The following is a 22,342-nucleotide window of genomic DNA, read 5'->3' as shown; positions in this document are numbered from 1 at the left end:
CAGCTCAGAGACTGCAAATCCATCGTCGGCAGCGGCGCCGCCGTCGTTGGTGGAGCGCTTTCTAAACACCTCCAACCAACCCGTCAACCGTTTTTTTCACCGTCCTGAACTTTTTTCTCCGCAGCGCCGAAGCGCCACAAAAAGTACAGAACCAATCCGGCCAACGGACCATCAAGCAAAACACCCACCAGAACCAAGTCTGGCGAACACCTCACCCAACAGTACGATAGATCATTCCACTTGTCCGAAGGCCGAAGCCTTCAAAGAACCATGGATGATACTGGCCAAAACCACCACCATCCAACCCCACAACTGCCAAACCAACCGGCCCGACGTCGTGGGAGGCGCTGTATAGGCGTACACAAAAACAGATGCAATAGGTTTTTTTAGAAATTTACGCCAAACCGAGCGCCCGCAATTCAGCCATCAGATGTTCAGGCAGCGCGTCGCCCCCTTCCCCACCGGCCAGATCGGCCGGTGCCTCTTCCGGTTTCAGGTAGCGCCAGCCCTGGAAAGGCCGTTTGGGCATGGAGAGGGTTTCCACCAGCTCCGGGTCCATCAGCATCCGGCAATAGCCCGTACCATCCACATCTTGTACCTCATCAAAGCCGATGAATCGTTGGCGGCACTGGATGAAGCCCTTCACCACCCAATAGATGCAGCCACCATCCAGCAGCTCTGCCATCCGTGTCGGCGCACGTTTGGTATAGGTCGGCACCACCGGCCTACCTTGCCATTGAATCTGATGATCCCGGCGCCAATCGCGCATGGATTGCAGATTGTCGGCCCCGACGGCCAGACGAAGCAGGTGAATAGTCATAAAATCAGGCTGCCTTGGGAAAGGCGGGCTGCACACCCGCCGATGAGTTCCGATCAGGCTGCTGATATGGCGCGGGACTCAGGCCCCGGCAAGCGCATTCATGGAGCGGCAGCGGTCTTCAAAATCTGCCGACAGGAATTCCGGCTTCTTGAACAGGCCCCGCAGCCATGCGGCCAGCATACATAGTTCTTCGAGCTTCAGCACTTCATCCAATGTGCCGTTGGGGAATCGCACCTCGAAACTTTCAGAGATGATCTCCAACACCTCTTCCACCTGCTCAATGGAGAGGCCGCAATCGGTCTCCAACGCAGCCGTACGGGTCAGAATTTTCTCATCAACCCCATATTCATCGCGGATCAACTTCACGATCCAACGGAACATGTGCATCCAGTTCGACACGCCCTCAATGGACCGGCTCAACGCTGCCCCCGTCGCTTTCTCGACACGCTTGCGCGTGACACCGGAAGTCGGCCCGACAGGGTGCCGGGCCGACGAACAATCGCACTATCGCCCCAAAGGGTTAATCTTTTTTTGCTGCGCCTGCATATTTCAATCATGCTGACCAGAAGGATGGGGTGGGCTGCGGTCGGTTTCCCGATAAAGCTGCACCAGCTCGTCCACCGCACCGCTGGGAACACCCAGTGATTCCAAGGCCCCACGCGCCAGGGTCAGGCTGCTTTCAAAGGTTTCCGGCACCACGGCGATCACCCCCATGGCGAGGAGATTGCCGGCATGTTCCCGATCACGCGCGCGGGCAAACAGCCGCAGATGCGGCCAATGATCCCGAAAAGCCGCCACGGTGCGGGCGGCGGCCAGCGGATCATCCAGGGTGATGATGGCGGCCAGCGCATGATCAGCCCCCATTTGTTTCAGCAATTCATGACGCGCCGTATCGCCATAATGCACGGGCAATCCTTCGCGCCGCTTCTCCCGCACCAGATCGGGATTAAGGTCGAGGGCCACCACCGGCACCTGCTGGCGGGCCATCAAGGCTGCCACCGTCTGGCCGACGCGGCCGAATCCGGCAATCAGCACATGCGGTTCGCCCAACGCCTCCGGCACCGGCCCTTCAGCGCTGGGCGAGACCCAGCGCACCAGCCGGTCAGCCAGCGCCGGCAGGAAGGGTGTGACGGCAATGGAGAGACCGACCGTGGCCACCAGGGCCTGCGACAGTTCCCCATCCAGCAGTTTTTGTTCTGCAGCCGTGGCGATCACCACGAAGGCGAACTCCCCCACCTCGCCCAGCAACAGGCCGGAGCGGATCGCCACCTCCCGCGTGGCACCGAAGGCCAGGGCGAGACCGCCGGCGATCAATGCCTTGGTGAGGATCAGGCCGAACACGCCCAAGACAATCCAGCCGATCTTGTCGGCGATGGCCGCCGCATCAATGCCAAGCCCGACGGAGAGAAAGAACAGCCCCAGCAGCAGCCCCTTGAAGGGCTGCATATCGGTTTCGGCTTGATGGCGAAACTCCGTCCCCGCCAGCACCAGCCCTGCCAGAAACGCCCCCAGCGCCATGGACAGGCCGCCGAGCCCGGTGGCCCAGCCAGTGCCCAGCACGATCAACAGGGAGGTGGCGGTGAAAAGTTCGGTGCTGCGGGTCACGGCCACCATGCGCAACAGCCGCCCCATGGTGAAACGGCCCACCAGCAGGATGACCACGACGGCGAGCGCCGCCTTGCCCAGGGCCAGGGCCATGGCCAGCGGGATCGACTGATCCGGCGGCCCCGCCAGCACGGCGGCGAACAGCAGCAGCGGCACCACCGCCAGATCCTGGAACAGCAGCACAGCAAAGGTCGTGCGGCCGGTGGGCGACGCCACCTCCCCCCGCTCGATCAGCAGCTGCACCACCACCGCCGTGGAGGACAGTGCCATACCACCCCCCAGCAGAATCGCGGTTGAGGGTGACAGGCCCAGGGCGGCCGCCACCGTCGCCACCACGCCCCCAGTGATGAGAAATTGTGCCGTGCCCAGGCCGAACACCCAGCGCCCCAGGGCCCGCAGACGATCAACCGATAATTCCAGCCCGATCAGGAACAGCAGGAAGACCACGCCCAGCTCTGCCACCGCGCGGATCGGCTCAACCTCCCGCACCACGCCGAACCCTGTCGGCCCCAGCACCAGCCCCGCCCCCAAATAGCCCAAAACAGGGCTGATTCGCAGCCGATGAAGGAGTAGGATGCAGATAACCGCCACGGCAAGGAACAACAGCCCTTCATCCATCATGGGCACGCCATGGGCAGCCGGCTCTGCGGCATGGTTCGCCGTTTCCGCGATGTCCAACGCTTGTCCTCCCCGGGTGACCTCTGGTTGGAACATCCCTAGCAGGGAGTCGTTGCATTTCCGAGAGGTTTGAAGGGGCTGAAGACAAGTTTCCCCATGAGCGGTTACGTCTTCCCAACCGGAAACTGGTGCTCCCAAGCCGGCTTCCGACATGAAGCCAGGAGGAACGACACATGGAAAAGCCTGAGATGCAGAAGACCGCCGATCCCGAGCGGCTGGCGGAAAGCGAATGGCGGCAGGCGGACAAGGCCAGGCTGGTCGCCGCCCGCCACCCGTCCGCACGCGCCGTGAGCCCCAAGGGTGACGAGGCGACGCTGCGGGCCGTGGAATGGGCCAAGGCACGGCCGACCGACCATCTGCGCCGCAAAGGGCTGGTGGGCAGCCAGCAGGAACGGCCGCGCAAGCCTTAAAACGGTTATTTCTGAGTGATACCAACCCGCCTAAAGGCCAACCTTTAGGCGGGTTGGAAGCCGGCGACCGCCGGCCCGCGCCACGTGGCGCGCAAGCCAAGGGCGCGGATGCGCCCGCCCGGCGACTGAGGGAACAAAAAATCTCCCTTGATCGGTCACGATCAAGGGAGATTTGTATGAGATACTCCCTTTAATAAGTGCGCTGGGCATATTACCATTCACTCTTCCTTTGGTAGAGGGTGATATGTCCAGCGATCTTTTTCGTATTATCGATATCGGCCTGGGATTGATCCTGATCTATATGTCGCTCAGCGTCGTCGTCACCGCGATGACGGAGACGATTGCTGGGCTGCTGAAACTGCGTGCCTCCACCCTCGAACGCGGGGTGATCTGGCTGTTACAGGGCAGCAGGGGCGATCCGGCGACGACGGCTTCACCCCCGCCTTCTTCCTTGGGTAGCATAGCCGACAAGGTGATGGCCCATCCGCTGATCAATGGCAGCGCCAGCGGCGGGGCCGCCGCCACCATTCCGCCGCGCATTTTCGCCCTGACCCTGCTGGATGTGTTGCACCAGACCGAGGATGCCGCCGGTGCCATGGCGCAATCCGTCAAGGCCCCGTCGGAGCCGGGTTTCAGCTTTGCAGATGCGCGGCAAACCATCACCAAACTTCCAGACGGACCATTGAAGAACAACCTGCTGCTGGTGCTGGCCGATGCGGAGCGGCGCGCAGTGGCCGTGGAGGATGCGCTGGCCCAATGGTACGATCAGGGCATGGCGCGCGTCAGCGAATGGTATCGCAAACGCATCCAGCGCATCACCCTGGTGCTGGGTATCCTGGTGGCAGTGATGGTCAATGCCAACACCATCCATATTGCCGAGGTGCTGTGGCAGGATGATATTGCTCGCCAGGTGACGCTGAGTGCGGCCCTCCAGGCCAGCAAAGACGCCGCCCCCGGCAGTGGTTGCACACCGGTGACACAGCCGCAGGATGACGCGGCGGTGACGGCAGCGATCCGCTGCCAAACGGGAGCTGCCATGCAGGCCTTCCGCGACGTTGGCGCGTTACCCATCGGCTGGGGACAGAATATTGAGGATATCGGCCGGCAAAAAGGCTGGGTGACCCTGATCCTCGGCTGGTTGCTAACCGGCTTTGCCCTGCAGATGGGGGCACCCTTCTGGTTCGATCTGCTGCAAAAGCTGATGAAAATGCGCAGTACCCTGTCGGCGACGGGCTTCCTGGCCCAGGGTGGAGCGCAGCCGGAAAGCGCAGCCGCACCCCCGGCTCGGCAGACCCAGAGCGACAGCACCGCCCCGGCAACGAACAGCTGATCCCGGCCAGCCCCGGATCAGCCCTCCGCGTCGCCGGCATCCGGCTCCGGCTTGCGCTGTTTCTTGCGCCCGGAAAGGGCAGCCAGGATACCGTGAAAGGTGCGGACTTCCTGTTCGGTCATGGCGCAGCGCTGCAGGGTGTTGCGCACATTGCGGATCATGGAGGGGCGCTTGTCCGGATGGGTATAGAAACCGGTCAGGTCCAGTTCGCCTTCCAGATGTTCGAACAGATTCTGCATTTCCGCCTTGGTGGCGGGGCGGCTGGCGCCGGTATGCAGATAGCGGTCTTCCACTTCCTGCCCGGCGATCCACCATTCATAGGCCACCAGCAGGACCGCCTGCCCCAGATTGAGGGAGGAAAAGCCGGGATTGAGCGGGATGGAAATCAGCGTGTCGGTGAGCGTGATATCATCATTCACCAGCCCGGTACGCTCCGGCCCGAACATCAGGCCGATTTTGCGCCCGGCATCCCAATGGGCGCGCATTTCCGCCGCCGCTTCGCGCGCCGTCACCACGGGCTTCACCAGATCGCGGACACGGGCGGCGGTGGAATAGACCTTGTGCAGATCGGCAATCGCCGCCTCTGTGCTGTCGAACAGCTTCACATTATCCAGCACCAGGGTGGCACCGGCAGAGGACGACACCGCCTTTTCATTTGGCCAGCCGTCGCGCGGGTTGACCAGACGCAGGTCGGTCAGCCCGCAATTCAGCATGGCGCGGGCGCAGGCACCGATATTCTCCCCCATCTGCGGTTGGATGAGGATGACGGCAGGCCCTTCACCATCGGCCTGCGTCTTGGATAACAGCTTCTTGTTCGTACCGCTGGACATGGAACCCGCAACCTTAACGCCAAAGTGTCAAGGCAACGGCCCCTGTCAGGCCGCCGCCACAGGCTTGTCGATAGCGGCACCGGACCGGTAGAGGCAATAGGTAATGCTGTCCGACAGCGCATTGAAGCTGGCATCAATGACATTGGCGGACACACCCACCGTTACCCAGCGGTGACCATAACGGTCTGCCGTTTCGATCAGCACCCGCGTTACCGCCTTGCTGCCATCCTGGGCCGACAGGATGCGCACCTTGTAATCCACCAGGCGCATACCCTCCAGCGCGGGATAGACGGGGATCAAGGCCTTGCGCAGCGCCTGATCCAGCGCGTTGACGGGGCCATTGCCCTCCGCCACCGTCATTACCGGCTGGCCGTCACCATTGGCGGACGGCACTTCCACCTTGGTGGTCGCCTCCGACAGGGTTACCAACTCGCCCTTGGAATTCCAGCGGCGTTCATCCAGCACGCGGAAAGCGGCAAGGCGGAAATAATCCGGCACCTGCCCCAAGGCCCGGCGGGCCAGCAGTTCAAAGCTCGCCTCCGCCCCATCATAGGCATAGCCTTCGAATTCCAACCGTTTCACCTGCTCGACCAACTGGCCGATCCGTTCATCCTTGGGGTCAACCTCCACCCCCACCTCCCGCAGGCGGGCCAGGATGTTGGAGCGCCCCGCCTGATCGGAGACCAGCACATGACGGCGATTGCCGACCAGTGACGGGTCGACATGCTCATAGGAGCTGGGGTCTTTCTCGACGGCGGAGACATGCAGGCCGCCCTTATGGGCAAAAGCGCTTTCACCGACATAGGCGGCGTGGCGGTTGGGGGTGCGGTTCAGCCGTTCATCCAGCATCCGGCTGACATGGACCAGCCGGGCCAGACCATCACGGCTGACGCCGGTATCGAACCCCATCTTCACGGTCAGCGTCGGGATCAGAGACAGCAGGTTGGCGTTACCGCAGCGTTCGCCCAGACCGTTCAGCGTGCCCTGGATCATCCGCGCCCCGGCCCGCACAGCGGCCAGGGAATTGGCCACGGCATTTTCGGTGTCATTGTGGGTGTGGATGCCGATATGGCTGCCGGGAATCACGCTGGCCACACGGGCGACGATCTGTTCCACCTCATCGGGCAGGGTGCCACCATTGGTGTCGCACAGCACCACCCAGCGGGCACCCGCCTCATAGGCCGCCTTCGCGCAAGCCAGCGCGTATTCGGGATTGGCCTTGTAACCATCGAAGAAATGTTCGGCATCGAACAAAGGTTCGCGGCCGCGTGCCTTGATCTCCCGGATACTGTCGGCGATCAGGGTCAGATTCTCCTCACGCGGAATGCCCAGCGCGACATCGACATGGAAATCCCAGCTTTTACCAACAATGCAAACCGCCTGGGCCGGGCTGTCCAGCAGCGCCGACAGGCCAGGATCGTTGGACGCGCTGCGGCCGGGCCGGCGCGTCATGCCGAACGCCGTAAAGGTGGCGCGGCCCAGCTTCGGCGGGTCGGCAAAAAAGGCATCGTCGGTGGGGTTGGCACCGGGCCAGCCGCCTTCGACATAATCAACGCCCAGCGCGTCCAGCTCCTGCGCGATGGCAATCTTGTCCGCCACGGTGAAATCAACGCCCGAGGTCTGGGCGCCGTCGCGCAGGGTGGTATCGTAGAGATAGACGCGGTTCGTTTCGTTCATATTACAAGGCCAAATAGAAATGACATTGCCGAACATGGCAAATCCGCGCCGACGGATCAATGGTCATGCGCGCATAGCCATTGGTCGGCGGCGTTCTTTGGCCTAGATAGGGACCAGCATCGTGGGCTTCAGCGGCGGCACCCCTTGACCGCCGGGGGATGGATGGACGTGACGAACATGCTGGAATGGCGCATCAGCGACCAGCCGGTGGAATATCCGGACGCCTTGGCCTTTATGGAGGCGCGGGTGGCCGACATCCGCGCCGGCAGCGCCAGCGAATGCGTCTGGCTGCTGGAACATCCCCCGCTCTACACCGCCGGCACATCGGCCAAGGCCGCTGACCTGCTGACGGCGCAGTTCCCCGTCTATGATGCCGGGCGCGGCGGGCAATATACCTATCACGGGCCGGGCCAGCGCATCGGCTATGTCATGCTGGACGTGTCCGCCCGCGGCGGCGATCTGCATGATTTCGTCTGGCGGCTGGAGGAATGGCTGATCCGTACCCTGGCCCAGTTCGCTGTGAAGGGCGAACGCCGCTGCGGCCGGGTGGGCGTGTGGATCGACATGACGCCCTATGGCAGACCGGGTCAGGAAGCCAAGATCGCCGCCCTTGGTGTGCGAATCCGGCGCGGCGTCAGCTTTCATGGCGTCTCCTTAAATGTGGAGCCGGACCTGAACCATTTTGGCGGCATCGTCCCCTGCGGCATCAAGGAACATGGCGTCACCTCGCTGGCCGATCTGGGGCACATCGTCTCCATGGACGAGGTGGACATGGCCATGCAGGCGGCCTTCCTGGAAGTGTTCGGACCCGACGCCGTGGCGCGGGAAACCTGTGCCGTGACGGAGAATGCCGATGGATAAGCACCGTTCCATCACCGCCATCGTGCTTTATGCCGCAGGCGGGGCGGCCATCCTGGTCTCCATGTTCATGCTGGTGGCACCAACGGCCGAGACCTATGGGCCGGCCCTGGTCGGCCTGCTGCTGGGGGTGGCCCTGGCCGGGCTAGGCCGCGCCTGCCAGCACCTGTCGCGCATCCGCGCGCTGCTGGAAGCCCGGGGCTAGCCAACGCCAAGGCCGGGCATCATGCCAAGGGGCATCAGCCCCGGCCCCGCGCGGGAATCGGCAGGGCCATAGGGGCCGCCATACCTTCGCCATGCCATTCGGCCAGCAGGCCGCCCTCATCGGTGCCGGTCAGCGACAGCCAGTTGCGCACCGTCAGCAGGCGCTTTTCCTTGCCCGGCATCGGCTCCATGGTCAGGCGCAGGCCGCCGCGCAGCTTCTCCGGCTTGGCGGCCATCCGCTCCATCATATCCACCGCCAGCCCGTGCGGGGCCGGATGCACGATGCCGGAACTGACGCATTGGCGCAGGGTGACATCGCCGCTGTCGATACGGCCATTCGCCCCCAGATGCACCTCCCCCGACAGGATGGTGACGGCGCAATTCTGCCGGCGACTGAAATCCAGCAATGCCTCCACCACCTGCAGCCATTCCTGCGTATGGGCGGGGCTGCGCCACTGGTCGCGCAGGTCATCTTCCATCTTCTGCCGGCCGGGGATGAGGTTCAGCACCCGTTCCAGCAGCCCGAAGGAGGGGAAGATCAGCGGCACGCTGGACATCACCAGCAGATGCCCGCAGGCGGAAAAATGCTCCAGCCAGCGGGGTAGATGCCGCAGGCTGCGCGGGGAAAAGACCTGATCGGGCCGCCGCTCACTGCGCAGATCCGGCGCCAGAATGCCGATGCCATTGACCATGATGCCCTGGGTGAAGCCCGGCGGCTCCGGCGCCATCAGGGTTTCAATCGGGTCATCATCCGTCATGCCGATCTGGAACAGCCGGAAGGCGCGGCGGGCGGCGCGGTAAATCGCCTGATAGACCGGGCTTTGCAGCAGCGAGTCGGGGTGGGAACCCCAACCATCAATGATATCGTGATCATCCCACATGCGCAGGCCCGGCACGCTGGCCAGCATGGCGGCGGCCTCCGGCTGGTTCCAGGCATGACGGTATGTCGCCAGATACCAAGCATCCAGCTCCCGCTCCAGATCCGGCGACTCCTTGGCATCCACCCGGCGCATCAGGGGGCGGGATGCGGCCTCCTTCAAGGCGGGTAGCTGCTCCCATAACCCATCAGCATAGACCTGATCGCCGCCCATCAGCATCAGATGGAACGGGTTGGCCCGGTGGCGGCCCAGCAGATGGCCCCACATGGCATTCCGCGACAGGCCTTCCGCCTGGATGGTGCTTTCATCCTCACAACCGCCGCAGGCATTATAGGCGATGCGCGGGGCCATGGCGGTGCCGGGCACGGTGAAACGCCAGCGCCGTTCCTCCCCCTGGAAACCATAGGCGGCATGGCCATCCTGCAAGCCGCGTGGCACGGCGAAATCATACCGCCAAAGCTGCATTGGTCCGCTGGGGCAGGGCTGGGCATGGGCGTCGGACAGGTTCGGCCCCAACGGGGGCATCTCGGCCCAGGCATGAAGGAAGCGCGGCGGCACGGACAGCAGCACGCCCTCCACCAGCAGATCAGGCGGCTCCTGATCACCCTCCAGCAGGAAGGTGGCCGATACCCGCCAGCGCGCGGCCGACCCGGTGGCCCCACCACTGCCGCGCGCGTGCAGGATCGGCCCCAGCAGGATCACCTGCGGGCGCGGGGGCGGCCGTTTCCGTCGCGGCGGGGTGGGGTTCATCAAGGCTGTTGCGTGGGAGACGGGATGGGGCGGCGCATCATGGCCGGAACAATGGCCGGCAGGAAAGGCCATATTGTGGCGTCCGGCCGCCCTTTCAATGGGCGCGCGGGCCGCTATGCCGGCGCAGCAGGCTCAACATCTGTTCCGGCACCGTCTCCTCCAGCACAGGGTCATAAAGCTGATGCAGGGCTTCCGTGTTGCGCTGATAGCGCTTCAACAGCTCGGCGGCGGCCGGGTCGGCTGCCAGGGCGGCTTCCACCTCCCGGCGCTGGGCCTGGGAAAGGGCACCATCCATATAGGCGTTGATATCGCTCATGGTCAGCCGTTTCATGTCATCACTATATCTGGAACGAAACAATCACCAGTGGCCGTGCCTTGCACATCGATCAGCGGCCTGTTCAACAACATATGCCCGGCCCGTATGTTCCGTGCCCGTTTACCCGCCTTGTCTGAGCCGGGGTACCCCGGTCGGATATGGTATATCAGCGCGGCGGCCAGCGCCATCCACTTCCCCGGCGCGGCGGGGTTGCGACAGGGGTAACAAAGCGTTTCGTTGCGTATTGTTGACACAAAATCAATATTAGACAGAGAAAATGCCCTTCTCCCCCAAGTCGGGAAGCGTGACCGGCGCGGCCGGCCGGATGGTATGGGAAAGACAGTTACCTATGGATGCCCGTTTCAAATCCCGTGAGATCGGTCGCAAGGCGCTGGATGTCGATGCACTGAAACGTTCCTTTGTTGAATGGCTGGTCTATTCCGTCGGCAAGGATGCCCGCGCCGCCACCCGGCGCGACTGGTTCAACAGTGCCGCCCTGGCCGTGCGGGACCGGGTGGTGGATCGCTGGATGGACACCACCCGCGCCGTCTATGCCGCCGACGCCAAGCGTATCTACTACTTCTCCATGGAATTCCTGATCGGGCGTCTGCTGCATAACAACCTCTCCAATCTGGGGCTGGTGGAGGAGGCGCGCGAAGCGCTGGACCGGCTGGGCCTGCGCCTGGAAGAGGTGCTGGAGATGGAGCCGGACCCGGCGCTGGGCAATGGCGGGCTGGGCCGGCTGGCCGCCTGTTTCCTGGACAGCATGGCCACCCGCAACCTGCCCGGCTATGGCTATGGCATCCGTTACGAATATGGCCTGTTCGAACAGGAATTCGATCATGGCTGGCAGGTGGAAACGCCGGACAACTGGCTGCGCTTTGGCAATCCGTGGGAATTCGCCCGACCGGAAGTGCTGTACCCTGTGCATTTCTATGGCCATGTGGAGCGGGTGCGCGATGGGCGCGGGATTGAGCGCGCCCAATGGACCGGCACCGACATGGTGCACGCCATGGCCTTCGACACGCCGGTGGTCGGCTATGGCGGGGAGACGATCAACACGCTGCGCCTCTGGTCCGCCCGTGCCGCGCATGATTTCAGCTTCAGCGACTTCAACGACGGTGATTATCTGAAGGCGGTGGAAGGCAAGGTTCTGTCAGAGAATCTGTCCCGCGTGCTCTACCCCAATGACGCGACGGAGGTGGGGCGGGAGCTACGGCTGAAGCAGGAATATTTCTTCACCAGCGCCAGCATCCAGGACATCCTGCGCCGTTACCTGCAGCATCACCGCGATTTTGACAGCTTGCCGGACAAGGCGGCGATCCAGTTGAACGACACCCATCCCGCCATCGGCATTGCCGAGCTGATGCGGCTGCTGATCGACCAGCACGGGTTGGAATGGGAACATGCCTGGGATGTCACCCGCCGCACCTTCAGCTATACCAATCACACCCTGTTGCCGGAGGCGCTGGAATCCTGGCCGGTGCGGCTGCTGGAACGGGTGCTGCCCCGCCATATGCAGATCATTTACGAGATCAATGCCCGGTTCTTGAATCAGGTGAAGGCCCACGCTGATGTGGCCACCATCCAGCGCCTGTCGCTGATTGATGAGAATGGCGACCGGCGGGTGCGCATGGGCAATCTGGCCTTTCTGGGCAGCCACAAGGTCAATGGTGTCTCGGCCCTGCATACGGACCTGATGCGCAAGACGGTGTTCGCGGATTTCCACCGCGAGTTCCCCGACCGCATCACCAACAAGACCAATGGCATCACCCCGCGCCGCTGGTTGTTGCAGGCCAACCCGGCCCTGTCGGCCCTGATCACCAGCCGCATCGGTGCCGGCTGGGTGATGGATCTGGAACAGTTGGGCGCCCTGCGGGAGCGGGCGGACGATCCCGTCTTCCGGGAAGAATTCCGGCGCGCCAAGCGCCAGAACAAGAAGCGGCTGGCCGCCTATATCGCCCGGCACCTGAAGGTGGATATCGATATTGACAGCATGTTCGATGTGCAGGTGAAGCGCATCCACGAATATAAGCGCCAGTTGCTGAACCTGTTGCAGACGGTGGCGTTGTATAATGACATCCGCGACAATCCCACCCGCGAATTTGTGCCTGTCACCAAGATCCTGGCCGGCAAGGCGGCCCCCGCCTATACCCAGGCCAAGCTGATCATCAAGCTGGCCAATGACATTGCACGGGTGATCAATCAAGACCCGGTGGTGAAGGGGCGGCTGCGGCTGGTGATGCTGCCCAATTACAATGTCACCCAGGCCGAACTGATCATGCCGGCGGCCGACCTGTCCGAACAGATTTCCACGGCGGGGATGGAGGCATCAGGCACCGGTAACATGAAGCTGGCCCTGAATGGGGCGCTGACCATCGGCACCCTGGACGGGGCCAATGTGGAAATGCGCGATCATGTGGGGGCGGAGAATATCTTCATCTTCGGCATGAACGCGGCAGAGGTGCAGGAACTGCGCCAGGGTGGCGCCTTTGACCCGCGCCAGGTGGTGGCCACCAATCCGCGCCTGAAACGGGCGCTGGACATGATCGGGTCTGGCATCTTCTCCCCCGACGATCCGCGCCGTTTCCAGCCCATTGTCGACAGCCTGCTGAATGGCGACCATTTCCTGGTGACGGCGGATTTCGAGGATTACTGCAACACCCACGCAACGGCGGCGGAACTGTATCGCAGCCAGGACGAATGGACGGCCAAGGCCATCTTGAACACGGCCGGCATGGGCTGGTTCTCGTCTGACCGCACCATCATGGATTATGCGACAGAGATCTGGAACGTGGCGCCGGTGCTGCCGATAACGGGCGACGCCGATTGAGCCTGTGATGCCAAGGGGTATAGGGACAATGCCCCTTGGCATCACAGACGCTTCAGACGGGACGGAATTCAGCCGGTGCGCGGTGTCAAACCACCCGGCAGATCGCCTCAATCAGCGAGGCCGGCACCAGCAGCGACAAGGGGGCCAGCAGAATCAACAGCACCCCCATGGCGCGGCGCAGGGCCGGGCGGCGGGCCCAGGCAACGATGCGGCCATAGCCGATGGCGGCCAGCGTGACGGCGGGCAGCGTGCCCAGCCCGAAACCAGCCATCACCAGCATTCCCTGCGGGGCGCTGCCGGCCAGCATGGCATAGAACAGGGCGGCATAGACCATGCCGCAGGGCAGGAAACCCCAGAGGATGCCGGCCAGCGGCCCGGCAATCCGGCCATGGCGACGCAGCATCTCCAGCCCCTTGCCGATGGGGGCCAGCAGCCGGTCGAAAATGGACAGCGGCGGGGCCAGACCGGTCAGCGAAAAGCCGATCCAGCCGAGCGTGACGGCGGCGGCCCATTGCATGACGCGATAGGCCTCCCGCTGGTCGAACATGCCGTAAAAGCTGGAGCCCAAGGCCCCGACCACGGCCCCGGCCAGCATATAGGCCAGCACCCGGCCGGCCTGCAGCCCCAGCAGGGGCAGCAAGGGGCGGGATGTCTCCCGCCCCGGTGTCAATGCCATCAGCAGGCTGCCGGCGATACCGCCACACATGGCGGCACAGTGCAGCGCACTGGCCAGCCCCAACAGAAACCCGCCGATGAAATTGACTTCTTCCATAGGAACCTAAAACAAGTGAATGGGACCGCAGGGGTCAGTGATGGTCCCCCGCCCCCTGCGCCTCCGGGTCTTCGCCACCCTTCAGCGCCAGCAGGGCCAGCGCCAGGATCAGCAGCGGTACGGCGATCAGCGCGGCATAGAAGGCCACATCGATACCGATTACCACCACGCCGCCGATCAGCAGCAGGATGACATTGCCCAGCGTCCAGGGCAGCAGTTGGTCGCTGAACAGGCTGGCCCCGAAACGATACAGCCGGCCGGGCACCGTTGCCAGCACGCTGAGCGCGGCCAAGGGGCGCAGCAGCGGCTGGGCGATGCTGAGCGCAACACCGATGCCCATGACGACAGCGGCCCCGACCAGCCCCAGCGGAATGGCCAGCGCCTTGCCCAGCAGGCCCAGGCCTTCACCGGCCAGCTTGGCCGGGGCGCTGTCACCGGGATTCTTGGGCAGGCTGCGGATGGCCAGCCACACGCCATAGGCCAGGGCCAGCAGGGCCACCGCCACTGCCGTGCCGATCAGCCCACCCATCAGATAGCCCGCCAGTGCGGCCATGACCAGATTGATCGCCCCGCGCAGCAACTCATTCATCTTTCAACCCCTCCAACCTTATCGTCCGGTTCATTCAGAATGCGCTGGGCAGCGCCATCCAGGTCATCATACTGGCCATTATCCAGGCTCCAGAAAAAGCCCACCAGGCCCAATCCGCCCAGCCCCAGGGCCAGTGGTATCAGGAAAAGGATCACGTCCATCGGCCCCACCCCGCGCGCAGCGCGTTCAAGGTCACGGTCAGGGAACTGACCGACATGGCAATGGCGGCCGCAAGCGGCGTGACATGCCCCGTCATCGCCACCGGCACCAGGGCGGCATTATAGATGGCCGCAATGATCATGTTCTGCCGCATCAGGCCCAGCGCCCGGCGGGAAATCCGCATCGCTTCCGGCAGCAGCGTCAGCCGGCCCGCCGGCAGCACGATATCCGCCGCGCACTGGCTGACCGGGGCGCCATGGGTGAAGCTGGCGGAAACATGCGCGCCCGCGAGCGCCGGCGCATCATTCACCCCGTCGCCCACCATCAGCACATGGGCACCCTGGGCGCGCAACGCCTCCAGCACTGCCAGCTTGGCGGCCGGGTCGGCCGCGGCCACGGCCGGTACCGCCAGCCGCTTGGCCAGGTCCATCACCGGCCCCTGCGCGTCGCCGGACAGGATGGAGGGGGCAAGGCCGGCGCGTTTCAGGTCAGCCACCAGCCCCGCCGCCTCTGCCCGCACCGTATCGGCAAAGCGGAAACAGACGGGCGGCAGGCCGGGACGGGAGAGCCAGACGGTCGATGCCGCCTCCATCTCGCCTGCGCCAAAACCCGGCGGCACCCCGCAGAAGCCGGCCGAGCCCAGGCGCACCGCACCCTGTGGCCCCTGCCATTCCAAGCCGGCGCCCGGCACCTCCTGCACATCGCCCGTCAGTTCCACCGCCGATCCGGCGGGAACCGCCGCGGCGAGCGCGCGGGCCAGCGGGTGCAGGCTGTGCGCGGCCAGCCCCGCCGCCAGGGCCAGCGCCGCCGGATCGCGCGACGGGTCGCGCAGCAGGCGCGGCCGGCCCTCTGTCAGGGTGCCGGTCTTGTCCAGCACCACCCGGTCCACAACGGCCAGCCGTTCCAGCACATCGCCGCCGCGCAGCAGAATGCCCCGGCGCAGCAACGCCCCCCGGCTGACCACCTGCACCGCCGGCACCGCCAGCCCGATGGCGCAGGGGCAGGCGATGATCAGCACCGCGACGGCATAGAGCAGCGAGGTGGCAAAACCCGCCCCGCCCAGGAACAGCCAGTAAAGGAAGGTGCCTGCCGCGCAGGCATGGATGATCGGCGTCCAGATGGCGGACACCTTGTCGGCCAGCGCCACCAGATGGCCCCGGCGCGTTTCCGCCGCCTCCACCAGACGCGCCATTTCCGCCAGATGGCTGTCGGCCATGGCACGGTCGGCGCGCAAATGCAGCGCCCCACCGCCATTGATCATGCCGGCCACCAGCACATCGCCGGGGGCCACGGACAGCGGCACCGGCTCCCCCGTCACGGCAGCGCGGTCCATCTCGCTATGGCCGGACAGGATGGTGCCATCCACCGGCACCTGTTCGCCAGGACGCACCAGCAGCACCATGCCGGGCAGGATGTCAGCCGCGCGCAGATGCGCCAGCGTGCCATCCTCCATCACTCGTGTCGCCCCGCGCGACTGCATCAGCAGGAACTGTTCCAGCGTCTGCCGCGCCCGCGCCCGCACGCGGAATTCCAGCACCCGGCCCAGCAGCAGCACAAACAGCAGCGACGCGGCACTGTCGAAATAGACATGCGGGCCACCGCGCAGCAGCTCCACCACAGAGATGCCCAACGTCAGCAGCAGGCCCAGCGTGATCGGCACATCAATATTGGTCCGCGCCGCGCGCAGCGCATTCCAGGCGGAGCGGTAGAACAGCCGCCCGCCATAAAGCACCGCCGGCACCGCCACCAGCCCGCTGATCGCCTGCAGCAACAGGCGGGTTCCGTCGGTCATATCGGTGGCGAAACCAACCCAGACCGGGATGGACAGCATCATGGCATTGCTGGCGGCAAAGCCGGCCACGGCCAGGGCGCGCAACAGGTTGCGCCAGCTCTGCTGGTCGCTGCTTTCCAGGAATTCCGGATCGAAGGGCACCACCTTGTAGCCCGCCGCCTCAATCCGCGCGGCCAACCGGTCCGCCTCAGCAGCATCGCCCTGCCAGCGCAGGCTCAGGCGGCGCAGTGTCAGGTTCAACCGCGCCTCGGTCACCCCCGGTTCGGCCGCCACCGCCCCTTCCACAGCCTGGATGCAGGCGGCGCAATGCGCCCCCTCCACCAGCAAATTCAGCCGGCATTCCACCCCGTCGCGGTCAACGAAGCCCAGCACGGAACCCTGTTCCGGCAGGGTCCGCTGATCGGACGGGAAGGTGCCGGCCAGCGCTGTCACGGCCAGACCTCAATTTCGACAATGCGGGCCACATGATCGCTGCCCCGGTTCACCGTCAGGCGCACGAACCAGCGGCCGGCCAGCGGCAGCTTCACCGGCAGCACCGCTTCACCACGAGAAGTGGTTTCCGTCGCCAGTTCGACGATCTGCGGGAACTTGGTCATCCGTTCCGCCTGCGCAACGATATGTGCTTCCACAGGCTCCCCGTTGGCATCGGTCACCTGCAGGGTCAGCCGCCCAGCCAGCGGGCCGGTCGGTTCAAACCGGGTCTGCACCTGCCAGCCCAGGGCGGCCTCGGCTGCCTGTTCCTTCAGCACCTCATTATAACCGATACCGGTGGCATAGGGCTGGTCCGTCACCAGACCGGGGAAGGTCTTCACCGCGATGGATACGAAGACGCCCTGTACCGAGAAGAGCAGCAGGAAAAAACCCACGAAAGCAAAGGGAATCCAACGGTCCCGCTTCATGATTCCGGCCCCCAGAACTGGGTTTCCACCGTGCCCAGCAACCGCCCGTCCCGCGCATCCTGCACCAGCAGATGCAACGGAGAGCGGCCCTTGGCGTCGGCCCCCGCCGGGCGGGTGATCAGCAGGCGTTCGCGCAACTCGCGCTGATCCAGCGTCACCTCAACCGTTTCGGAACCGGCATGATCCCCACTGCTGGCCAGTCTCAGCAAACCCGCCTCCCCTTCCGCCAGACGCAGGCGCAGGGTGGACAGGCCCGGTTCACGGGCCTGGATATGCAGCAGGAAATCATTGCGGATGCCGCCGTCGGACAGGCGCACGAACAGCGGGTTGCGCTGCGGGTCCAGATCGGCGCGCAACGGGCTCAGCGTCAGCATGGCGAACAGGGCCGCCCCCAGCGCCAGCAGCGCCACCGACAAAAACAGCATCGGCTTGGCCGCGAGGGGACGCGGCAGCGTCTTGGTCCAGCTTTTGGCGTTGGCATTCGTTTCGCTGTCAAAACGGATCAGGCCCTTGGGGCGGCCGATCTTTTCCATCACCGTATCGCAGGCATCGACACAGAGGCCGCAGCCGATGCAGCCCATCTGCAGCCCATCGCGGATATCAATCAGGGTGGGGCAGACGGCGACGCAGCGGGTGCAGTCGATACAGTCGCCGCGCGTGCCGCCCGGCTCCCCGCCCAGATCCTCCCGCAGGGGAATGCGCTTACGGCCCCGGCTTTCACCGCGCCAGGCCTGATAGGTGACCACCTGGCTGTCACGGTCCAGCAAGGCCGCCTGAAAGCGCGGCCAGGGGCACATATGCAGGCAGACGCGCTGCTTGGCATAAACACCCAGCAGCCAGGTCAGGCCGCCAATGATCAGCACCGCGCCATAGGAACCGGGGGCGGCCGACCCGCCCAGCAGGCGGCCAGCCAGCGTCGGTGCATCGGTGAACCAGCAGGCAAAACCGAACCCGGTCAGCAGGGCGATGGTGATCTTCACCAGCACCGGCGGGATGCGGCGATGTTCACAGAACCGGTCCACCGCGAAGAACAGGTCGGTCCACACCGTTTGCGGGCAGGCAAAGCCGCACCAGACGCGGCCTGCCAGCGCTGTGGCATAAAACAACAGAGAGGCGGCCCCCACCAGCAGGCCCACGGCGATCGGTAGATCCTGCGGCCAGAATTCCCAGCCGAACAGGAACAGCCGCCGGCCCGGCAGGTCGAACAGGATTGCCTGACCCGGCAGGTCAGGCCCCCGGTCCCAGCGCAGGAACGGCACCAGGAAAAACCAGCCGAGCAGCAGGCTGGCCAGCCCCGTCTTGATGCGGCGATAGCGGCCGCTGGCTGTGGCGGGGACGCCCTTCATCACTCACCCCCGCCCAGGCCATGGACATAGAGTGCCAGCATCCGCAGCGATTCCTCATTGAGGCGGCTGGCAAAGCTGGGCATGGAGCCCATGCGCGGGCTGGTGATCTGGTGGATGATGGCGTCGCGGCTGCCACCATAAAGCCAGATGGCATCGTTCAGGCGCGGCGCACCGAAATCACGCCCGCCCTCGCCATTCTCCCCATGGCAGCCGGCGCAATTATCCTTGAACAGGGCGGCACCCGGCAAGGCGGCGCGGCTGTCCGCCTTGGACTTGTCGGCCAGCGTCAGCACATAATCCGCGACATTGCCGATCTGTTCCTTGGACAGGCTGTCGCCAAACACCGGCATGGCCGACTGACGGCTATCCGCATCCTCGTTGCGGATACCGTGGCGCACCGTCTGCACGATATCGGCGGGCTTGCCGCCCCACAACCAGTCATCGTCCAGCAGCGCCGGGAACTGGCCCTGCTGGCCGCCACCACCCACACCATGGCAAGGCGCGCAATTTTCATTGAAGAGCGCGCGGCCGCCGGCCTGCACGAAACGGCGCAGTTCCTCGTCCTTGGTCACTTCCTCCAGCGGCACGGCCATCAGGCGCTGGCGCCAGGGTGCCTGGGCAGCCGCGGCGATGGCTTGGTCCTCCCGCAGCTCCCCGCTCGACGACCAGCCAAGCAGGCCCGGCTCCAGACTCTTGGTCGTGGCGAAGGAGGGCATCAGCCACAGATAGATCAGCGCCACCATGATGGAGATCAGGAAGGTCGTGATCCACCAGGTGGGAATCGGCGTGGAGAGTTCCTTGATACCGTCCCACTCGTGACCCGTGGTCAGACGGCCGGTCAATGCATCGCGCTCACGCTGCGCCATGATCATCATCCTTGATCTGGAAAGGAATAAGCGCGTGATCGCGCATGGTCTTGCCGTTGCTGGTTCGCAGGTTCCGCCACAGCAGGGCGAAGAAGACCACCACGGCCATCACCAGCCAGGCCTGGCGCAGCAGCGACAGGATTGCCTCTTCCGTCATTATTTGGCCCCCGGATCCAGGCGGGCATCGCGGAAATCAACCAGCGTGCCCAGCACCTGCAGATAGGCGATCAGCGCATCCATTTCGGTGACGCGGTTCGGCTGGCCATCGAAATCACCCAGGCGGGCCTTGGGATAGCGGGCCAGCAGCCCATCGGTATCCACGCCGCTGGCCTGGGCCTTGGCGTCATCGATGGCGGTCTTGATCTGCGTATCGGTATAGGGCACGCCCACCTTGCGCAGGGCCGTCAGATGGTCGGGAATGCTGGTCAGGTCCAGGTCGCGGTTCTTCAGTTCGGCATAGGCCGGCATGATCGACACCGGCACCACGCTGCGCGGGTCTTCCAGGTGGGCCAGATGCCAGGCGTTGGAATATTTCAGGCCAACGCGGGCCAGATCGGGACCGGTGCGCTTGGACCCCCAGAGGAACGGGTGGTCATACATGCTCTCCGCCGCGATGGAGTAATGGCCGTACCGGTCAACCTCATCGCGGAAGGGGCGGATCTGCTGGCTATGGCAGAGATAGCAGCCCTCGCGGGTGTAGATATTGCGGCCCATCTGTTCCAGCGGGCTGTAGGGCCGCATCCCGGCCACCTTTTCCACCGTCGTTTCAATGCGGAACAGCGGCACGATCTCCACCAGACCGCCGATGGAAATCACCAGCAGGGCCAGCATGGAGAGCAGCGAGAGGCTGCGTTCGATAGTCGCGTGATTGGGCATTCTCTAGTTCCCTCCCGCCGATCAGGCCGTCACGGCCGGGGACACAGCCGCTTTATCTTCGCGGCTGGCCGGCTGGCGGATGGTCATGACGAAGTTGATGGTCATCAGGATGCCGCCGGTCAGGTAGAGAACCCCGCCCAGCGCACGGATGACGTAATAGGGGTGCAGCATCGCCACGCTGTCGGCGAACGAGTACTGCAGGAAGCCCATGGCATCATAGGCGCGCCACATCAGGCCCTGGGTGATGCCGCTGACCCACATGGCGGTGATGTAGAGCACGATGGCGATGGAGGCGATCCAGAAGTGCCATTCGACCAGACGGATGGACCAGAGCGGCCGGCGCCACAGGCGCGGCACCATGTAATAGAGCGCGCCGAACGCCACGAAGGCCACCCAGCCCAAGGCACCGGAATGCACATGGCCGACGGTCCAGTCGGTGTAATGCGACAGGGCATTGACCGACTTCAGCGCCATCAGCGGGCCTTCGAACGTGGCCATGCCATAGAAGGCCACGGCCACCACCAGGAAGCGCAGGATCGGATCGGTGCGCAGCTTACCCCAGGCGCCCGACAGGGTCATGATGCCGTTGATCATGCCACCCCAGGATGGCATCCACAGCATGATGGAGAAGGCCATGCCCAGCGTCTGCGTCCAGTCCGGCAGGGAGGTGAAGTGCAGATGGTGCGGACCGGCCCAGATATAGAGGAAGATCAGCGCCCAGAAGTGCACGATGGACAGGCGATAGGAATAGATGGGCCGTTCCGCCTGCTTGGGCACGAAATAATACATGATGCCGATGAAGCCGGCGGTCAGGAAGAACCCGACCATGTTATGGCCGTACCACCACTGGATCAGCGCATCCTGCACGCCGGAGAAGGCGGAATAGCTCTTGGTGCCCGTGATCGCCACCGGCATCGCCAGGTTATTGACGATGTGCAGCACGGCCACCGTGATGATGAAGGCCAGATAGAACCAGTTGGCCACATAGATATGCGGTTCCCGCCGGCGGGCGATGGTGCCGGCAAAGATGGCGAAGTACGTCACCCAGACGACCAGCAGCAGCAGGTCGGCATACCATTCCGGTTCCGCATATTCCTTGCTCTGGGTAATACCCATCACATAGCCGGAAATGGCGATGACCAGGAACGCCTGATAGCCCCAGAAGAACAGGTTGGCCAGACGCTTGCCGCCCCACAGCCCGACCATGCAGGTACGCTGCACAACATAGAACGAGGTGGCGATCAGCGCATTGCCGCCGAAGCCCAGAATGACGCCGGTGGTGTGAACCGGGCGCAGGCGGCCGAAACTGCCTTCCAGCCCCATATTCAGGTGCGGAAAGGCCAGCAGGGTCGCCACCCAGGTGCCGGCGGCAAAGCCGAACAGCGCCCAGATAACGGTGGCAAGCGTGAAGCGGCGGACAATCGCCTCATTCAGGCCGGGAATGGACCCGGCCGGGGCCAGGCTGGTGGATGCGGTGCTCATGCTTCTGGTCCCGTTTTCAGGGGCTGGAACAAACTCGCCGGACAAACTGCTTTTCCCACCCGTCCCGGCAAGGCTCCGGCTGGGGCCCGCGACAAAGACGACAGCCCGCCACCCGCCTTTAAGGGGCGGATGACAGGCCAGCGGGCTGCGGTTGGTGTGACTCACACGGCTGAATGTTTGGCAGAGCCATGCATTCAGCCAGCTTGTGAGACAAGCAACCATTCATGGGGTGACGCTTCTGCCATGGCGGGCGGCGTTTTGTCGACGGCGCAAGTGTCGCAGCATCGCATTGCAGCATGGCGGGAATGCCAGGGTGCCGGAATCCCAAGGGCCGCAGCACGCAAGGGGTAGCGATCAAATAGGTTGCTTCGA

General features: G+C 64.3%; 22 protein-coding genes. 5 read left to right on the top strand and 17 right to left on the bottom strand.

Going from position 1 to position 22,342, the window contains the following annotated elements; all coding sequences use genetic code 11:
* Positions 1–394: 394 nt before the first annotated feature.
* The 3 genes from GE253_RS20030 to GE253_RS20020 form a co-directional block, all read right to left on the bottom strand.
* The gene (locus GE253_RS20030) at positions 395–820 is read right to left on the bottom strand and encodes a DUF1489 domain-containing protein (RefSeq protein ID WP_153205914.1); all 426 of its coding nucleotides are present in this window, start codon (positions 818–820) and stop codon (positions 395–397) included.
* Between the two features lie 78 nt (positions 821–898).
* Positions 899–1,240, bottom strand: a complete 342-nt coding sequence (locus GE253_RS20025) for an acyl carrier protein (RefSeq protein WP_153205913.1) — start codon at positions 1,238–1,240, stop codon at positions 899–901.
* A gap of 129 nt (positions 1,241–1,369) precedes the next feature.
* Positions 1,370–3,103, bottom strand: coding sequence for a monovalent cation:proton antiporter-2 (CPA2) family protein (locus GE253_RS20020; RefSeq protein WP_173012748.1), 1,734 nt, complete (start codon positions 3,101–3,103; stop codon positions 1,370–1,372).
* Positions 3,104–3,276: 173 nt separating this feature from the next.
* On the opposite strand from GE253_RS20020, the gene GE253_RS20015 reads away from it, so the two are divergent.
* Positions 3,277–3,513 (top strand): hypothetical protein, encoded by a 237-nt coding sequence (locus GE253_RS20015; protein WP_153205911.1) that lies wholly within the window; start codon positions 3,277–3,279, stop codon positions 3,511–3,513.
* A 244-nt stretch (positions 3,514–3,757) separates the two neighbouring features.
* A complete protein-coding gene (locus GE253_RS20010) occupies positions 3,758–4,843 on the top strand; it encodes a hypothetical protein (RefSeq protein WP_153205910.1) in 1,086 nt (361 codons plus the stop codon).
* 17 nt (positions 4,844–4,860) lie between these two features.
* Here the strand turns inward: GE253_RS20010 and GE253_RS20005 are convergent, their stop codons facing one another.
* Both GE253_RS20005 and cimA read right to left on the bottom strand, forming a co-directional pair.
* On the bottom strand, positions 4,861–5,673 hold the full coding sequence (locus GE253_RS20005) for an RNA methyltransferase (RefSeq protein WP_153205909.1): 813 nt from the start codon (positions 5,671–5,673) through the stop codon (positions 4,861–4,863).
* A 45-nt stretch (positions 5,674–5,718) separates the two neighbouring features.
* Entirely contained in the window at positions 5,719–7,350 is a 1,632-nt protein-coding gene (gene cimA / locus GE253_RS20000) for a citramalate synthase (protein ID WP_153205908.1), read from the bottom strand.
* A gap of 180 nt (positions 7,351–7,530) precedes the next feature.
* Between cimA and lipB the strand changes: the two genes are divergently transcribed.
* Entirely contained in the window at positions 7,531–8,211 is a 681-nt protein-coding gene (lipB, locus tag GE253_RS19995; protein ID WP_211101527.1) for a lipoyl(octanoyl) transferase LipB, read from the top strand.
* Positions 8,204–8,413, top strand: a complete 210-nt coding sequence (locus tag GE253_RS19990) for a hypothetical protein (RefSeq protein WP_153205906.1) — start codon at positions 8,204–8,206, stop codon at positions 8,411–8,413. The genes lipB and GE253_RS19990 overlap by 8 nt, the downstream gene beginning before the upstream one ends.
* Positions 8,414–8,447: 34 nt before the next feature.
* Here the strand turns inward: GE253_RS19990 and GE253_RS19985 are convergent, their stop codons facing one another.
* Both GE253_RS19985 and GE253_RS19980 read right to left on the bottom strand, forming a co-directional pair.
* Entirely contained in the window at positions 8,448–10,112 is a 1,665-nt protein-coding gene (locus tag GE253_RS19985; RefSeq protein WP_153205905.1) for an alkaline phosphatase D family protein, read from the bottom strand.
* Positions 10,113–10,134: 22 nt separating this feature from the next.
* Positions 10,135–10,356, bottom strand: a complete 222-nt coding sequence (locus GE253_RS19980; protein ID WP_247878765.1) for a zf-HC2 domain-containing protein — start codon at positions 10,354–10,356, stop codon at positions 10,135–10,137.
* Positions 10,357–10,705: 349 nt separating this feature from the next.
* Here GE253_RS19980 and GE253_RS19975 point away from each other — a divergent pair, with 349 nt between their 5' ends.
* Positions 10,706–13,189 carry a glycogen/starch/alpha-glucan phosphorylase gene (locus GE253_RS19975; protein WP_153205903.1) on the top strand — a complete coding sequence of 828 codons (2,484 nt, stop codon included), beginning with the start codon at positions 10,706–10,708 and terminating at the stop codon, positions 13,187–13,189.
* Between the two features lie 85 nt (positions 13,190–13,274).
* On the opposite strand, the gene GE253_RS19970 is transcribed toward GE253_RS19975, so the two are convergent.
* From GE253_RS19970 to ccoN, 10 genes are read right to left on the bottom strand one after another with little or no spacing between them, the layout of a single operon-like run.
* Positions 13,275–13,961 (bottom strand): sulfite exporter TauE/SafE family protein, encoded by a 687-nt coding sequence (locus tag GE253_RS19970; RefSeq protein ID WP_153205902.1) that lies wholly within the window; start codon positions 13,959–13,961, stop codon positions 13,275–13,277.
* A 34-nt stretch (positions 13,962–13,995) separates the two neighbouring features.
* The gene (locus GE253_RS19965) at positions 13,996–14,550 is read right to left on the bottom strand and encodes a hypothetical protein (RefSeq protein ID WP_153205901.1); all 555 of its coding nucleotides are present in this window, start codon (positions 14,548–14,550) and stop codon (positions 13,996–13,998) included.
* On the bottom strand, positions 14,547–14,711 hold the full coding sequence (gene ccoS / locus GE253_RS19960) for a cbb3-type cytochrome oxidase assembly protein CcoS (protein WP_089289095.1): 165 nt from the start codon (positions 14,709–14,711) through the stop codon (positions 14,547–14,549). Before ccoS ends, GE253_RS19965 begins: the two co-directional genes overlap by 4 nt.
* Positions 14,702–16,933 (bottom strand): heavy metal translocating P-type ATPase, encoded by a 2,232-nt coding sequence (locus GE253_RS19955; protein ID WP_211101525.1) that lies wholly within the window; start codon positions 16,931–16,933, stop codon positions 14,702–14,704. The genes ccoS and GE253_RS19955 overlap by 10 nt, the downstream gene beginning before the upstream one ends.
* On the bottom strand, positions 16,930–17,400 hold the full coding sequence (locus GE253_RS19950) for a FixH family protein (protein WP_153205900.1): 471 nt from the start codon (positions 17,398–17,400) through the stop codon (positions 16,930–16,932). Before GE253_RS19950 ends, GE253_RS19955 begins: the two co-directional genes overlap by 4 nt.
* On the bottom strand, positions 17,397–18,746 hold the full coding sequence (locus GE253_RS19945; RefSeq protein ID WP_153205899.1) for a 4Fe-4S dicluster domain-containing protein: 1,350 nt from the start codon (positions 18,744–18,746) through the stop codon (positions 17,397–17,399). Before GE253_RS19945 ends, GE253_RS19950 begins: the two co-directional genes overlap by 4 nt.
* Positions 18,746–19,612, bottom strand: a complete 867-nt coding sequence (gene ccoP, locus GE253_RS19940) for a cytochrome-c oxidase, cbb3-type subunit III (protein ID WP_153205898.1) — start codon at positions 19,610–19,612, stop codon at positions 18,746–18,748. The genes GE253_RS19945 and ccoP overlap by 1 nt, the downstream gene beginning before the upstream one ends.
* Positions 19,599–19,769 carry a cbb3-type cytochrome c oxidase subunit 3 gene (locus GE253_RS19935; protein ID WP_153205897.1) on the bottom strand — a complete coding sequence of 57 codons (171 nt, stop codon included), beginning with the start codon at positions 19,767–19,769 and terminating at the stop codon, positions 19,599–19,601. The genes ccoP and GE253_RS19935 overlap by 14 nt, the downstream gene beginning before the upstream one ends.
* Entirely contained in the window at positions 19,769–20,488 is a 720-nt protein-coding gene (gene ccoO, locus GE253_RS19930; RefSeq protein ID WP_153205896.1) for a cytochrome-c oxidase, cbb3-type subunit II, read from the bottom strand. Before ccoO ends, GE253_RS19935 begins: the two co-directional genes overlap by 1 nt.
* Before the next feature lie 21 nt (positions 20,489–20,509).
* Positions 20,510–21,970, bottom strand: a complete 1,461-nt coding sequence (ccoN, locus tag GE253_RS19925; protein ID WP_153205895.1) for a cytochrome-c oxidase, cbb3-type subunit I — start codon at positions 21,968–21,970, stop codon at positions 20,510–20,512.
* Positions 21,971–22,342 lie beyond the last annotated feature (372 nt).

The sequence above is a fragment of the Niveispirillum sp. SYP-B3756 genome (assembly GCF_009495745.1).
Taxonomy (GTDB): Bacteria; Pseudomonadota; Alphaproteobacteria; order Azospirillales; family Azospirillaceae; genus Niveispirillum.
The sequence above is the reverse complement of the archived record's forward strand: the minus strand, read 5'-3'. Positions and strand labels throughout refer to the sequence as shown.